Raw genomic sequence first — 16,475 nt, 5'->3', positions numbered from 1 at the left:
CCTAATCACTTTGATGAAGTACACAGAAGCAGTTTCATGACCGTAAAAGCCCGCAATCGTCTGCTCGCACTGCTTTGGCTCGGCCTTGCCGGTGTGGCCGCTACAGCAATGGCCCTAGCCAGTATCTACCTCTACCTCAAACCGGGGCTGCCCTCAGTGGAGAGCCTCCGCGATATCCGCTTACAGACCCCTCTGAGGGTCTACTCACGGGATATGAAACTGATCGGTGAGTTCGGTGAAAAGCGGCGCAACCCTATCACGATCGAGCAAACGCCAGAACCCTTTATCAAAGCGATCCTCGCCGCTGAGGATGCAAGCTTTTACTCCCACAATGGTGTTTCCATCAAAGGTTTGATGCGGGCCGCCTCGCAGCTGATTAAGACCGGCTCTATCCAGTCTGGTGGTAGTACACTGACAATGCAGGTGGCGCGCAACTTCTTTCTCAGCCGAGAGCAGCGTTTTGTGCGCAAGTTCAATGAAATTTTGCTATCGCTGCAAATCGAACAGGAGCTGACCAAGGACGAGATCCTCGCCCTTTACATCAATAAGATCTTCCTTGGAAACCGCGCCTATGGTTTCCAAGCTGCAGCTCAGGTGTATTACGGCAAAGATATCAAGGATCTGAATCTGGCCCAGTGGGCTATGATGGCGGGACTTCCCAAAGCACCATCGACCTTCAACCCTCTCGCCAACCCCTCCCGAGCCCTGGTACGCCGCAACTGGATCCTGATGCGGATGCTCGACCTTGGCTATATCAACCAGGATCAATATAACCAATCTATTACTGCGCCAGTAACAGCCAGCTATCACAGCCGGGACCTCGACCTGGATGCACCCTATATCGCCGAGATGGCACGGAAGGAGGCAGTAGACCTCTTTGGCGACAACGCTTATACCGACGGCTTCCAGGTCATAACAACGATAGACAGTCGCCTGCAGGAGTCGGCTCGCAATGCGCTTCAGCACGGTCTGGAAACCTATGATGCGCGCCACGGCTATCGCGGCCCAGAACAGCGCCTTGCACCGGAATTGCTACAAGATAGCGACCAACTTATCGATTTACTCAACGAGATTCCCATTCTCGGCGGTCTGGAACCCGGCGTTGTCACTGCGGTAGAACCCAAGAAACTTCAAGTTCAACTGAGAGATCGGCGCGTAATTGAATTGCCTTGGAGCAATGGGCTCAGTTCTATCAGGCCCTATATTTCTGAGAGCGCCCGGGGAGCACGCCTTCAATCCGCTGAAAAAATGTTTGCTCCCGGGGATGTTATTCGGCTGCGCAAGGTCGTTAAGGAAAAGAAAGAGAGCAACTCCAGTAGCGAGATGATCGCCACCGCTGTAGATGAGCCTCTTCAAGCCGATCCATTTGCGGATCCCGAGGGCGGTGATATCGAGCCTGCTGAACCCCAGGTGACTGAAGAGTGGGTTCTAGCCCAGGTCCCGGAAGCACAGGGCGCCCTGGTATCTATTGAGCCCGAAGATGGGGCTATCCGCGCCCTTGTCGGTGGTTACGACTTCCGCCAGAGCCATTTCAATCGGGCCACTCAGGCCGCCCGGCAACCCGGCTCCAGTTTCAAGCCCTTTATTTACGCCTCTGCGATCGAGCGCGGATATACAGCGGCGAGCATTATCAATGATGCCCCGATTATCTTTGAGGAAACCAACCTGCAAGATGTATGGCGGCCAGAAAATGACGGAGGGACCTTCCTCGGCCCAACCCGCCTGCGTATGGCTTTGTACAAGTCCCGCAATATGGTCTCAATCCGGTTGCTGCAATCCCTAGGACTGGACTACGCCCTGGGCTTTGTCGAAGGCTTTGGGTTTGAGCGCAGCAAGCTCGCCCGCAACCTGACCATCGCCCTGGGTAGCTCCGCTCTCACGCCCCTGGAGATGGTGCGAGGCTATGCCGCCTTCGCCAATGGTGGCTACCGAGTGGAACCCTACCTGGTTGACCGGGTATTGGATGTTAATGGCGAAGTCCTGTATCAAGCACTGCCTCTCACGGTCTGCGATAACTGTCCCGAGCCGGGCACAGGCTCTGAAACCCTGTCCGCTGAACCCGTCGATCTCGCGGAATTACAGCTGGAAGGACAAGGGGTCGATCAAGGTGAAGAGCCAGCGGAACTACACGTACTGCCCGTTGGCCCCCTCGACCCGAGCAAGAGCCAAGCGCGTCCTCGCGCTCCGCGAGCCATGTCCGCAGAGACGGCATACATAATGGATTCGATGCTTAAAGATGTTATCAAAAAGGGTACCGGGCGCCGCGCTCTGGCGATGAAACGCGGTGATATTGCCGGAAAGACCGGTACCACCAATGGTCCACGGGATGCGTGGTTCTCAGGTTACAGCCCCTACCTGGCTACCAGTGCCTGGGTTGGCTTCGATTCCTATGGCGAACTGGGTAAAAATGAATACGGTGGCTCGGCCGCTCTACCTATCTGGATCGATTTTATGAGCAGTGCCCTCGAAGGTCTTCCCGAGCGCCACCTGGCTCAACCAGATGGCATAGTTACGGTACGCATCAACCCTCAAAATGGCTTGCGTACCTCTTACGGGGGCATGTTTGAGATATTCAGGACCAACCGGGTGCCCGGCCGCGAAGTGTATAACCCATATCGCAATCGCTACACCGATGAAGATATGGATATGCCCAGCCAGGATGGCCGGGAGGATTCTTTACCGGAAGAGCTGTTCTAAGCGAACAGCTCAATCAAAAAAGGGGCCTCAGGCCCCTTTTTTGGTGATACATCGCAAAACAACTCAGTCACTGCGATAGCGCAAGCAGGCCCGCTCTAATCCCTGCAGGTCGGGAATAACCGCCTCCTCACCAGAAAGCGCCACATGCATTAACTCTCCAGGGCTTAGCGGCTGCTCTCGCAGTGCCAACTCCTCAGGGGTAACCCGTACCAGGCGCGGAGTGCCGCGCAAGAGCAATGCAAAATACGGCAGCTCACCATCGGGATTTCCCGTACTCAGCACCGCAATACGCCCCTCTTCTGCAACTGCTCCCAAGGCACCACCACACATCACTTCAAAAGATACCACCGGCAGGCGCTGTTCCCGCCAGATCAGATCTCCCAAATACCACTCGGGTACATCTTGAACTGCCATCGGCGTCTGCATTGCAACAACCTCTGAGAGGCTGTCCACCGGCACCAGCAGCTGCCCCTGCTCAAGGGGCAATAACAGGCTGCTCACTTCCTGGGGGACATCTACCGGCAGCGCTTCAACTTCACTCATTGCCTATCTCTATATTATTCCTGATGTTTGCCGTCTCAGCTTCCGACAGCTTCGGCATCCGCATACTCACGAATAGCCGCCAGCAGTACATCTTCCTGGTAAGGTTTACCCAGGTAGTGGTTAACTCCCAGGGACATAGCGTGATCGCGGTGCTTATTACCGGTACGCGAAGTAATCATTACGATAGGAATATCGCGCAGGCGGCTGCTGGAGCGAATATGGCGGGCAACCTCGAAGCCATCCATACGCGGCATCTCAATATCCAGCAAGATCAGATCCGGGATCTTATCCTGCAGCTGGATAACCGCATCCTGACCATCCTTTGCAGTGCTAACCAGATAGCCCTCTCGCTCCAGGAAGCGCGTGGTTACCTTGCGCACTGTAACCGAGTCGTCCACAACCATAACGGTCTGCTGGCGCGCCTCCTGCTCGGACTGCACTTCAGGCTCTTCCTGAATTTGAAGCTGCGGCACTTCCGGCCTTGCCAGCTGAGTGGCCTGGCGACGCAGCAGGGCGTGAGCATCGAGAATCACCACGACGCTACCATCACCAGTTACCGTTGCACCTGATACCCCTTGAACCCCGGAGAACTGCGGGCCGAGGCTTTTCACTACAATCTCGCGGCTGCCCTTAATGGCATCCACCTGTAATGCCATAGCGTGCCCTTCAGAGCGCACCAACAAAACGGGCAGTTGCATATCATCGACACTGAGTTTGGGTTGAGCACCAGACTTCAGCAGAGTACCGAAATAGCTAACCTGATAGAGTTCTCCGGCGTATTCGAAACGCGCATCATCTGAGCGATAGTAGTGCTCCAGCTCAAATGGACTGAGGCGCACAATACCTTCGATGGTATTCAGCGGCAGTGCAAACAGGTCATCGCCAATTCGCACCATCAAAGCGCGGTTAACCGAAACTGTGAACGGAAGCCGAACGACAAATTCTGTTCCTGCGCCTGCCTCTGAGTTGATATGGACGCTGCCACCGATCTGCTTCAGCTCGGCGGATACAACGTCCATTCCCACACCCCGGCCAGAGATCTGGGTAACTTTTTCTGCAGTGGTAAAACCGGCCTGCAGAATGAACTGAAGAATCTCATTATTCGAGAGCTCAGCATCCGGCCTCATCAGGCCATTTTCCACCGCCTTTTCACGCACCCGGATCAAATTGACACCGGCACCATCATCGCGGATGGTGAGGACAACTTCACTGCCCTCCCTTTTCAGCGCCACATCGATACGCCCACGCTCAGACTTGCCGGCAGCCAAACGCTCCTCTGGCATTTCAATGCCGTGGTCCACAGCGTTGCGCAGCATATGCTCCAGTGGCGCAACCATACGCTCCAACATGGACCGGTCCAGCTCGCCTTCAACGTTGGAGAATCCCAACTCGACCTGCTTGCCCAGCTCAGCACTTACTTGGCGCACGATGCGACGCAGGCGCGGTACCAGACGGGAGAAAGGTACCATGCGGCTGCGCATCAGACCTTCCTGCAATTCGGTATTTACTCGGGACTGCTGGAGCAACAGGGTCTCTGTATCCCGCGCCTTGTTATTCAGAGTGGAGCGCAGCTCCATCAAGTCAGATGTGGACTCCAGCAGGGAACGGGATAACTGCTGAATAGACGAGTAACGGTCCATTTCCAGCGGATCGAAGTCGCCGTCCTGCTCTGCCAACTGCTCCTGGCGGAACAGGATCTGAGCCTCGGTCTCGCGGTCCAGGCGGCGCAGCTGTTCGTTGAGACGCACCAGCGTCACATCCATCTCGTCCAGGGCGAGACCGAACTCACTCATCTGCTCTTCAAGACGACCACGGGAAATTGCAGTCTCACCGGCGAGGTTTACCAACTCCTCCAGAAGTTCAGCAGCTACACGCACCATCTCCTGGGGCTGGTTCCGGGTCGGTGCCGCTACCTCCTGCTCTGCATTACCGGCCTTGCGGATAAACGGCAAAACGTTATCGCTTTCCTGACCTACAGCGATCTCGGGCAGCTGCGTAGCAACTACATCAGCATCCGGCTGAGTACTCTCGGCCGCAATGACTTCATCACCTTGTTCCGCATCCGCTACGAGAACAGTTTCTTGAGGTTGTTCGTCTGAAACTTCAGATTCAATAACTGCTTCTGCAGCTGCCGAGTTAGCCGGCTTCTGATCCGCCCAATCGGTGCTGACCAGCTGTACAAAAGCATCAAGCTGTTCACCAGCCATCCAGGCGCGAACTGTCTCTACTCCATCGGCGAGACGATCGTGGATACCATGGGCATTGGCGAAGAAATCTGCGGAGGGCCGATCGTTGTCGCGCATGCCTTCGATCACCGTTTCAAAACGGTGAGCTACTTCACCCAACCCCATTAGGCCAGCCATGCGTGCACCACCTTTAAAGGTGTGCAATACACGCTTCAGGGCTTCACTTTGCTCACGGCTTTCTGGCTCCTCTTCCCAACTCTGGATCAGTTCCTCCAGCTCATCGGTAAGATCTCCAGCCTCCTCCATAAAGACGTCGACAACATCCGGGTCAATGTCTGCCAGCAGCTTCTGTAAATCGACAGACTGAGCGGAATCCTGTGATGACACCTCGCTACCCGGTTGCTCGATAGCCAGGTCGCCAGCAGGTTCAACTTCAGGTGCAGAGAAGGGTTCTTCAAATTGAGAAACGTCCTCAACGGCGGCCTCAACTTCTATGGCCTGCAATTGAGGAATTTCCGAATCCTCAGCCTCGCCATCGAGAGATTCCCCATCGTGCGACACCTGTAATACAGGTGGCTCAATCCACTCATCAGGGGATGCTTCTGAAACCAGAAGCTCGGTTACTTCCGTGGGCTCCGGCGCCTGCTCTTCAGGCTCGGCAATAGCCAGTGCTTCGCTATCGATTCCCAGTTCATCGAGGTCGTAGTCATCTTCTGCTGATGAACTGGTTTCCTCACCCTGAGCCAGGTAGCGAAGCGCCTCTTCCACAGCTTCGCTGACTTCAGGGAGGTCTTGTGCTGCTGCTACTGCATCGATTAAATCGAGCAACTCGTTGTGTCCCTGCTCAAGAGAGGCCCATAGTGCGGGCTCCTGCTCAAGGTCACCAGCAAGGACTTTGCGATAAACATTCAGCAACAGCTCAGCGAGCTCGGCCAGGATCGGCAACTGCGCCCGGCTGGCCGCCTCCTGCAGAACATTGAGTTCGTCAGCGACCAATACAACACGACTTTTATCTGCCGGGTCGGCGCGCCACTCAGTCAGCATTTGGTCTGCATCAAGCAGCACCCGCATGCCATCAGCCATCAAGACTTCGAGAAGCTGGGGATCGACCGCGCGAGGTTCATTCGCCTCACGCTCGCGAATCAAGTGACCTACAGAGCGCTCCTGCAATTCAGCAACGCGAGCAAGAAACTGTTCCGATTTCTCTATTGCGAGAGGCTCTGAAGAGCGAATCTGTTCCAGCACTTCACGCACATAGGTGGCGCTATCATTGATCAGATCAAAAATATCTGCATCGATAGGCACCTGATAAATACGCAGCTCTTTAGCGAAGCGCTCCAGTGGCGCCATAATTTCGGCAACCACTTTGACTTCCGCCATATGTGCGGAGCCTTTTAGTGTGTGGAGTGCCCGGTGCATTGGATCGCTGGGAACACCATACAAAGGCGCGGCAGCCTGCATATCCTGCAGATACTCATCTACGACATTGAGGTGCGTCTCTGCCTCCTGGGCAAAAATTTCCCAGAGTTGAGCCAGGTCTTCTCCGGTGTCCTCAACAGCGTCAACTGCCGCGACACCGCCTGCACTTTGGGCTTCCAGATCAGCGGGCATCTCTCCCGCACTCAGCTGCTCAGCCCAGGCTTGTAACTGCAGGGTAAGCTGCTGATCGGGGTCGCTCTGTCCGTGTTTAAACGCCTCAATCATTGAGGGGAACTTCTGATACACCTGCTCAATCAGGTATACATGGGCAGGCCCGGGTTTCACACTGCCATCGATAACCCGGTTGAGCATATTCTCCACAGACCAGGCCAGTTCACCAATATCCAGGGCCTCGACCATACGGCCCGACCCCTTCAGGGTATGGAAGCCCCGACGAAACTCTACCAGGGCATCCTGATTGGCAAAATTGGCAGCCCACTCCGGGAAGTAACAACTGATATGCGCAAGAACTTCCCCGGCTTCTTCCAGGAAGATCTCGATAATTTCATCGTCAATCAGGCTCTCAGTGTCATCACCGAGTTCCTCCGTCGTATCCGCGACCTCTGCAACTGCAGCAACCGGCTCAACCTCAGCAGACTCTACCATCGGTGCAGCTTCAATGAAGTCAGCAATCTCAGCAGGCGCTTCCTCAGCTTCAGGAGCCTCTATCCCAGTTTCAACTTCAAGTACCGAAGCAGCTTCAACCTGAGGAGCCCCATCAGAGAACCAAGACTCCTCCGGAGCAGACTCTCCATCGATTTCCAGCTCGGACTCCACAACAGAATCTGCTTCATCGACAGGCAGCTGCAAAGTTATGGCAGATGACTCTTCCGCATTTATTTCAGCTTGAGAGTCCAGAGATTCGTCAGAAACCGCAGTGGCTTCGTCATCGGGGATTAAATCGTAATCAATAAGATCTGGCAGTTCGGGTTCTGATATCGGGGACGCTTCCAGACTGACGTCGGCCTCACTCTCATCGACGATCTTCAGCGAAACGCCCAAAGCCTCTACGCTATCTTCAGCCAGTGCCAAAAGCATTTCTGCATCAGCCAGACCTTCCGCACGACGCTCCAGGTAGTATTCAACACTGGTAATGGCATCTGCCAGAGTATCCAGCATTGTCCATTCGGGCTGTTCTCCAGCCTCAATCAGGGAGCTGCCAATATAGCGGTTGCAAGCGGAGATGATTTCACCCGCTCGCTGGTAACCCACCATTTCGAGACCACCACAGACTTCTTGTAAACGCTGTGGCACACGACTCAGGTAACTGATATCCCAATGGCTGGCCACATACTCCATGACCGCTTCTTTTACCGCTTCCAGACCGAGTCTGGCCTCGCGTAATACAGAGTCAGTGGCGTCGCCCATAATGGGCTGCTCATCGTCGACTTTTTTATTGCGATCGACGGTGGCGGCAAGCGCTGAATCGAGCTGAACCAATTCCCCGGCGGCACGCATCAGGTACTCTTCAACGTCAGTACCACGGGAGGCGTCGCGAAGGTCTTCGTAGACACTGCGAGCGCGAACCCGCTGCGCTTCCAATCCCAAAATACCGAGTGTATCCGCGAGGCGCTTGGCCACAGCGGCCGTATCTGACAGCGAGGGTTGTTCTGTATCGGTTGTACTGGGCTCCAGTGCTTCACGCACCAATTGCAGTTCATCGCGCACTGCAGCAATTGCACTGCCCAGGGCTTCTGGCCCCATCGCCAATACATCTTCAGTATCCGGGCGAGGCGTACCGGGAACCGCCTTATCTAGTGCGAAGCGCTGGTAGAGTTTCTCGCAGTGCGGCCCATTCGGACCGGCGAGGTAGACATAAAAAAGTAGGTTTCGCAGAAAGTCCTGATCCAGGCGCGCGTCCAATACCTTTGCGCCACGCCCCTGCAACAACCTGAATTCAATATCCACCTTGCGCAGTAAATGGCGCAGTGCGGGCTGCACATTAATACGGTGTTCGCCGAGCGCCTCCAAAATACCGAACAGTACTTCCCACAGGGATTGGCGGCAGCTGCCACTGTAAAGCAGCTGCATTTTTTCAATAATCTTGGTGAGGTAAGCCAGGCTTTCGCCGCTGTTTACATCCCGGATCAGACCCGCAGCCGCTACGTGATACATCTTGCGCAACTTGGTGACCAAGTCATTTAAGCGGGCGCTATCGGCGACGAGGGGCTGGCGCTTTCCAATCACCGTTGCCAATGAAGACAGTTCTGGTGAGAAAAGCGCTCCTTCACTGATCAATCGCTCGCGGCGCACTGCGCGCAAGTCATTCATCAGGGGAAGTAAGAGAACGGCATTGTCACGACGCTGAAAAGAAACCTTTTCGAGGTAAAGGGGCAACTCCAGCAATGCGCGCATCAAAAATTCGCGCGTCTCGTCGGTATTTTCAACCGCACCAGTGGCGAGGGCCTGGATAAGTTGCTCCATCTCTTCTGCTAACATCGCGGCACCACTGAGCTGTGCCATATGCAAGCTACCGTGCACCTGGTGCACCAGCGACAAGCTGTTTTGCAGAAGAGAGGCACCCGCATCGGGTTCTACAGCGAACGTCTCAAGAAATTGGCGCGCTTGCGCCAAAGTCTCGTTAATTTCACCGATCAGCCAATCCAAGGCCATAAAGTTCGGGTTGTCGTGACTCACGCCAAGTCCCCAATAATTTATTCAGTACTCAAGCGCTACAGTTTTCAGCGAGAAAAACCCGCGGATTTATCGGAAGCAATTCCGTGCGCCCCTTTTGCACCCGGCCAACTTTCATAATGGCCGGGTATTATTGTGTGGGTTAGGCCAGGGCCCGGTCTTCGCGGGACTCCAATGAATGAGTATCTTCACCTTCAATAGCGAAAGTATCTGTATCCATTTCCGGCAACTCCACGTCATACAGCTCGCTGTTGCTTTCAACACTTTCCTCTTGCGGAAGTTTGAAGCCGGCAACGGATTCTCGCAGTGCACTCGCGGTCTGCGCCAGGTTACCAATGGACTGGGCGGTAGCTTGGGTACCCGCAGAGGTCTGCGAGGTAATTTCCTGAATCACGTTCATCGTGTTGGAAATGTGGCCTGCAGACGAAGCCTGCTGACGTGCAGCGTTAGAAATGTTCTGAATCAACGATGCCAGGTTGTTGGATACACTTTCAATTTCTTCCAGTGCAACACCCGCATCCTGGGCCAGACGAGCTCCACGTACCACCTCACTGGTGGTTTGTTCCATGGAGATTACCGCCTCGTTGGTATCGGACTGAATCGCTTTTACCAGGCCTTCGATCTGCTTGGTTGCAGCTGCAGAGCGCTCCGCAAGTCGCTGTACCTCATCCGCAACCACCGCGAAGCCTCGACCGGCATCACCGGCCATGCTCGCCTGGATCGCGGCATTCAATGCAAGAATGTTGGTCTGGTCGGCAATGTCGTTAATCAAACTTACGATATCGCCAATTTCCTGGGAGGATTCACCCAGGCGCTTAATTCGCTTGGAAGTATCCTGAATCTGCTCGCGGATGTTATCCATGCCTTTGATGGTGTTCTGTACCACCTTGGCGCCATTACTTGCGATATGTACCGAGCGCTCGGCTACCTGGGCAGATTCAGAGGCGTTGGCAGATACCTGGTCAATGGTGACCGCCATTTCGTTAACCGCGGCGGAAGCTCCGGCAATTTCCTGCGCCTGGTGCTCAGAGGCCTCGGCGAGGTGCAGGGCAGTCTGCTGGGTTTCCTGGGACAAGCCAGATACTTCCTGTGCAGCACCATTAATCCGCGATACCAGCACACGCAGCTGGTCAATAGTAAAGTTAATGGAGTCGGCAATCGCACCAGTAAAGGCTTCGGTTACCGTTGCAGAGGTGGTCAAGTCACCGTCGGCGAGGTCGGCCAGCTCGTCCAGCAGCTGCATAATCGCGTGCTGGTTACGCTCGTTGGTATCTTCCTCTTTTTTCAGGTTTCGGCGGGTACCGGAGAATGCCATCGCCATCATACCGAAGATCAACAAAACGAAGACCAAAGCCAGTGCAGCAATGGTCAGGTTGTTGGGCTGGCGATCATCTGAAAGGTTTACGATTCGGTCATTCAGCGTACTCAATGCTTCGATCAGCTGGGGAGATGACGCGATAATGCCGTCAGAGGCCTGGCGGGTAGCAAACAGGGCCGGAGTTGCTTCGAAAATATCCCGCACGGAGGTGCTTACGAAGCCGAACAGCTCAGTAATTTCATCCAATGAGTGGCGAGCCTCTTCATCGGTAATACGGGAAATCCCCATCACCACATCGCCGCTCTTCATACCGTCAACCACCTTACCGAAAAGACTGGCATCGGTATTAAACTGGTCAGCGGCGGCTTCGGCATCATCGCCACCTTGGAGCATTTTATCGATATTTCGACCAATACGCTCCGCACGCCATACCTGCAACTGGGCCTGCTCCACCTGATTTGCCGGAGCGTTGTTAGCCAGCAGAATTTCTACAATATTGTTGTGCTCCGCCTGTAATTCCGGAAGCGAGTCACTCAGCGTTGAAGCGATATCGTTAAGAAATACGATGGTTTCCTGGTTGCCGATGATCGTGTCGACCTGCTCGCGCAAGCTGCGCCAAACCTGATCGTAAGCAGACAGCTGAGCACCCAGGGCGCGGCGACTGCTGTCATCCATTCGCTGAAGCTGGTTCCAGGCATTAGCCATTTCTTCGGTAACATTTTCCAGCTCGGTAAAGGCCTCACTATCGCCTGCGGTTGCCGCCGGCGCATAGGAAACTACCTGATAGGAAAGGGCCCGCAACTCGGCGACTTGCTGCAGGTACTCTTTATCCTGCTCGTCTCGAGTCTGTACCAAATAAATACTGACAATAAGCCCCGCCAGCGTGGCGAGTACCAGTAGACCTAATACCAGCGCGGCAGGGTTACTGCGCAGCGCGGAAAAGGAACTCTGGGAGCCTGGTTTCATAATTTACTCCTAGCGGGCCATTGCATTAGGCCGGTTTAATACCACTTTAGTTTTAACGCTTTAATGACAAGACCCCTCAGTCAGTGCTGTACATCCCTGCACTAATTGCGGGCCATCCGGTCGACCACCCTCGGCTACCGGAAAGAAAGAACTGGATTAGTCAGCGTAAAGCTGCATCCATAAAACGCGCATCCTTGATCAGTGCCCGCATATCGAGAACGAGCCAACGATGCTGCTGTAAAACAAACTGGCCGTGCACCATTGGCGCAAATGGTTCACTCAAATCTGTCGGTGCCTCACGGGCATACTCAAACGCCAAGTGCTGCATCCCAAACAATTTATCCACGATAAGCCCCACGTAGGTCTTATCCCTCTCGAGCACCAAAACACGACGTTGCTGGCGCGGACCTGAGAGGTAGCCACCATAAAAAGCTGCGAGATCAATAAGGGGAAGCAGGCGACCACGAACATTAGAGACGCCTTTAACCCAAGGCTGAACGCCCGGAATAAAGGTGTGCTGTGGCACTTCGAGCAATTCCACAACGTCATCCATGGAGGCGACAAAGTGGTTATCCAGAAGAGAGAAACCGATACCGGTCCAATAGGGTTTGATTTCCCGGCGGCCAGGCAGGCCAGTGGCCTGCGCTTTGGCGCGCCGTGCAATATCAACCAGAGTTAAATAAGGTGTTTGTGACTGCACTTTTCGCAGCTGGCTATTAGGCCAACACCTCCCCGATCGCATCCAGCAATTTGCTCTCATCGACAGGTTTGGTCAGGTAAGCCCTAGCTCCCTGGCGCATACCCCAGACACGGTCTGTATCCTGATCTTTGGTAGTTACCATAATGATCGGAATTTCACCGGTATTGCTGTCTTTGCTTAATTGACGGGTGGCCTGGAAACCGTTGAGACCCGGCATCACAATATCCATCAGGATCAGATCGGGGCGTTCGGCGCGGGCTACTTCAACTCCGCTTTCACCGTTGGGAGCGGTGATTACTGCGTGGCCATTTTTTTCAAGAATGGTTGTCAGCTTATGTGTTTCTGTAGGAGAGTCATCAACTATTAGTACTCTTGCCATCATTTCCCCCATGACATCTTTTCGGCAACAACTACTGCGCTCGGCGGTTTTTGTTGTGATTATCCTCGCTAGCATGTGCCGAGATGCACTATGACTACCGATAGTGTGGGTACAAAAATCAACCGGTCTGTAACTACCGGAAAATCTGTACTCTAATTAAATTTTGGTACCGAGCTTGTGGGCACAATGCCCACAATGGAGTCCGTTATCTATATTTTCTTTTTCTGTAGGCCACTTATGCGGCATGGTGCGGCTTGGCATGAGCGGAAATAGCACCCAGCAGCTCGCTCTTACTAAAAGGTTTGGTCAGATATTGATCGCAACCAACAACACGCCCTTTTGCCTTATCGAACAAACCGTCCTTACTCGACAACATTACAACAGGGGTGGAGCGGAATTCGCTGTTATTTTTTATTAACGCACATGTTTGATAGCCATCCAGGCGCGGCATCATAATATCGACAAAAATGACATCCGGACGGGAGTCCGCGATTTTTGCTAACGCATCAAAACCGTCTGTCGCGGTGACCACGGTACAGCCCGCCTTTTGCAGCAACGTCTCCGCAGTGCGGCGAATTGTCTTACTGTCGTCGATCACCATGACAGTCAGACTTTCCCAGTTAAGCTCCATAGTCTTTTTTGAATCCCCTGTTTACTTATTTTCGGGCACGCGAAAACTTTAGTTGCGCCCTTTTTTCAAACCGCTTGCGGGGTCCGGGCGCCTAGCCTGGCGAAGGTCGCACGCTGAGACGAACTTTTATCACAGAACCCCAGGCGAATCTAGCTGAGTCGACACACTGCAGGCGACGCAGTTCAAATTATCGCCACTTATACATTCATTGGAGGTATTGCGTTAAGAAGGTTGCACCTTCGCAAAGCTGCTCTTACCTTATCTATCCAACAACGCTGGTAGCGGCCACAAATTTGGGAGCAAAACCAGTGATAACTGGGATAGAAATACCCAACGATTTGGAAACCCGTATGAATTATTCCCTCGGTGTGGTGATGGACCCCATCGCCCAGATCAATTTTAAAAAAGATACGACGCTTGCACTGTTACAAGCCGCACAAGATTGTGGTTTCCAACTGTTTTATTTCGAGCAGAGCCATCTTTACCTGGAGAATGGACGCGCAACTGGGCGCGGCTGCCCTATGCAGGTTTTTGACGATGCAAATCGTTGGTTTTCTCTGGAAGAGTCCAGAGAAATGCCACTCGGGGACCTGGATGTAATCCTGATGCGCGTCGATCCCCCCTTTGATAATGAATATATTTATTCCACTTATATTCTCGAAGCGGCAGAGCGCGAAGGTGCGACGGTAGTCAACAAGCCTCAGGCGCTACGCGACTGCAATGAGAAAATTTTTGCGACAAGTTTCCCCCAGTGCTGCCCACCGGTTCTAGTCAGCCGCGATATGGCGAAGCTGCGGGAATTTCATCGAACTCATCAAGATGTCATTTTTAAACCTCTAGACGGTATGGGCGGTGCAGGCATCTTTCATTGCAAACCAGATGGCGCCAACCTTGGAGCAATTCTGGAAATGCTTACCGAGCACGGCCGCCAGCAGATTATGGCGCAGCGTTACATCCCCGAAATCAAAGACGGTGACAAGCGTATCCTGGTCGTTAACGGTGAAGCGATTCCCTATTGCTTGGCGCGAATTCCGGAAGCGGGCGAGACTCGCGGCAATCTTGCAGCCGGCGGGCGCGGCGAAGCACGCCCCCTGACCGATAGGGATCGTTGGATCGTTGAGCAAGTCGCTCCCACTTTGAAAGAAAAAGGTCTGTTATTTGTCGGGCTGGACGTTATTGGTGACTACCTAACAGAAATTAACGTTACCAGTCCCACTTGTGTACGGGAAATTGATGCCGCTTACAATACGGACATAGGCGCGCGACTAATGAGCGGCATCACACACCTGCTGGCACAAAAAAGGTAAACTGGGCGTTTGATAACTCTCAGGGCGGTTTACCACTGAGAACAAGGCTGTGTGAAATGCACGCCCGAATAAGTAGTAGTTGATAATAGATAATGAATTCCTCTGCCAACGCGACTCAATTTCATGCAATGCAGCGTGATCGCTTTGTATTCTCATTGTTTCTTGCGGTCGCCTTGCACGTGTTAATTATCTTTAGGCTAACTTTTGAGTTTCCCGAAGGTGCACAGGCGCCACCGACACTTGAAGTCACACTTTCTTTGCAAAATTCCGCTCAGGCCCCAGAGGATGCTGACTACTTGGCACAGCATAACCAATTAGCCAGTGGTACGGCAGACTCTCGGAAAGAGTTATCCACTAAGCGCCGTGCCGAGTTTGCCGATACGCAAATTCATCGTGTGACGCCCTTGCCACAACAACAATCTGCGCGGCCAGCAGAGCAGCGCCGCCTGTTAATTACCACTGTTGGTGAGAGCCCGATTCAGGCTCCCGAACTTTCAGCGGAAGATAAATTATCCGAGCAAAAGCGTGGCGACGCACCCAATGACCTGCCATTGAGCAACCCTAAAATAGCTAGCTTAGAGGCGCGTCTCGATAAAATTCGCCAAACTATTGCCGAGCGCCCCCGAGTACGCAGATTGACATCTGTAGCTACCAGAGCCTCAGCCGATGCCGCTTATTTACATGAATGGCGCCAGAAAATCGAAGCTGTTGGCAGTGATAACTTTCCCGAAGAGGCCTTGGAAAAACAAATTAGTGGTGAGTTACGCATGATGGTGCGGTTACTTCCCACCGGAGCCGTCGAGAAGGTTGTTATTCTTCAATCCTCCGGCGAGCGCATTCTCGATGATGCGGCCCAACAAATTGTGCGTCTGGCTGCTCCCTTCGCTCCCTTCCCAGTAGAGATCAAGAACGAAGTTGATCGACTGGAAATTATCCGTACCTGGCAATTCGAAAGAACCGGGGGACTTACTACTTCTGCGGGGGATCTGCCCATCCGAGGCTAAAATAGGCTTTCAACTGGCGGTTTATTACTGATCTATGCCTAATTCGAATATCGATAGCGACCTGACTCACGGAAACCTGCGCGGCCAGTTCCTTCTCGCTATGCCCGGTATGGAGGACCCGCGCTTCAAACACGCTATCGCACTGATTGTTGAGCACAATAGCGACGGTGCCATGGGCATAGTGATCAATATGCCCAGTAAAGTGCACTGGCACGAGGTATTCGAGCAGCTGTCTCTGGAGGATCTCAGCTTGCGCGGTGACGAGCCAGTCCTTCTCGGTGGCCCAATGTCGCCAGAGCAGGGATTTGTACTGCACGGCACCGGCATGCACTTCGACTCTACCACCGAAATCAATTCAGATATCAGCCTGACTGCCTCCAAGGACATCCTCGAATCCCTCGCCGCAGGGCGCGGCCCTGACGATGTACTACTCGCCCTCGGCTACGCAGGCTGGGGGCCCGGTCAGTTGGAGCAGGAGCTGACAGAAAACGCCTGGCTGACACTGCCAGCAGAGCCCGAAACCCTATTCGCAACACCGGTCGAAAAACGCTGGCAAAGCGCCGCCGCCCGCCACGGCATCGATCTTTCCGGCCTCGGCTCCCAAGCTGGCCACGCCTAACAGAAAAATTAC

At 53.8% G+C, this 16,475-nt stretch carries 10 protein-coding genes; 4 read left to right on the top strand and 6 right to left on the bottom strand.

Annotated features, from left to right (window positions below):
- Positions 1 to 36 precede the first annotated feature (36 nt).
- Entirely contained in the window at positions 37 to 2,697 is a 2,661-nt protein-coding gene (locus ACJJI1_RS09030; RefSeq protein WP_444959137.1) for a penicillin-binding protein 1A, read from the top strand.
- Positions 2,698 to 2,760: 63 nt separating this feature from the next.
- On the opposite strand, the gene ACJJI1_RS09025 is transcribed toward ACJJI1_RS09030, so the two are convergent.
- The 6 genes from ACJJI1_RS09025 to pilG form a co-directional block, all read right to left on the bottom strand.
- Positions 2,761 to 3,240, bottom strand: a complete 480-nt coding sequence (locus ACJJI1_RS09025; RefSeq protein WP_444959136.1) for a chemotaxis protein CheW — start codon at positions 3,238 to 3,240, stop codon at positions 2,761 to 2,763.
- 35 nt (positions 3,241 to 3,275) lie between these two features.
- Positions 3,276 to 9,518 carry a hybrid sensor histidine kinase/response regulator gene (locus ACJJI1_RS09020; protein WP_444959374.1) on the bottom strand — a complete coding sequence of 2,081 codons (6,243 nt, stop codon included), beginning with the start codon at positions 9,516 to 9,518 and terminating at the stop codon, positions 3,276 to 3,278.
- A 163-nt stretch (positions 9,519 to 9,681) separates the two neighbouring features.
- Positions 9,682 to 11,823 (bottom strand): methyl-accepting chemotaxis protein, encoded by a 2,142-nt coding sequence (locus ACJJI1_RS09015; RefSeq protein ID WP_444959135.1) that lies wholly within the window; start codon positions 11,821 to 11,823, stop codon positions 9,682 to 9,684.
- Positions 11,824 to 11,983: 160 nt separating this feature from the next.
- Positions 11,984 to 12,523: a chemotaxis protein CheW gene (locus ACJJI1_RS09010; protein ID WP_444959134.1), complete on the bottom strand. Its 540-nt coding sequence runs from the start codon at positions 12,521 to 12,523 to the stop codon at positions 11,984 to 11,986.
- A 16-nt stretch (positions 12,524 to 12,539) separates the two neighbouring features.
- Positions 12,540 to 12,902, bottom strand: a complete 363-nt coding sequence (gene pilH / locus ACJJI1_RS09005) for a twitching motility response regulator PilH (RefSeq protein ID WP_108731421.1) — start codon at positions 12,900 to 12,902, stop codon at positions 12,540 to 12,542.
- Positions 12,903 to 13,137: 235 nt separating this feature from the next.
- Positions 13,138 to 13,533: a twitching motility response regulator PilG gene (gene pilG / locus ACJJI1_RS09000; protein WP_020413651.1), complete on the bottom strand. Its 396-nt coding sequence runs from the start codon at positions 13,531 to 13,533 to the stop codon at positions 13,138 to 13,140.
- 350 nt (positions 13,534 to 13,883) lie between these two features.
- Between pilG and gshB the strand changes: the two genes are divergently transcribed.
- The 3 genes from gshB to ACJJI1_RS08985 all read left to right on the top strand — a co-directional run bounded on the left by gshB (position 13,884) and on the right by ACJJI1_RS08985 (position 16,463).
- Positions 13,884 to 14,840: a glutathione synthase gene (gshB, locus tag ACJJI1_RS08995; RefSeq protein WP_444959373.1), complete on the top strand. Its 957-nt coding sequence runs from the start codon at positions 13,884 to 13,886 to the stop codon at positions 14,838 to 14,840.
- 92 nt (positions 14,841 to 14,932) lie between these two features.
- The gene (locus tag ACJJI1_RS08990) at positions 14,933 to 15,844 is read left to right on the top strand and encodes an energy transducer TonB (protein ID WP_444959133.1); all 912 of its coding nucleotides are present in this window, start codon (positions 14,933 to 14,935) and stop codon (positions 15,842 to 15,844) included.
- 34 nt (positions 15,845 to 15,878) lie between these two features.
- A complete protein-coding gene (locus tag ACJJI1_RS08985) occupies positions 15,879 to 16,463 on the top strand; it encodes a YqgE/AlgH family protein (protein WP_282930307.1) in 585 nt (194 codons plus the stop codon).
- The last annotated feature ends 12 nt before the right edge of the window (positions 16,464 to 16,475 follow it).

It is taken from the genome of Microbulbifer maximicatervae (SeqCode) (assembly GCF_052467065.1).
This window is presented reverse-complemented; position numbering and strand designations above follow the sequence as displayed.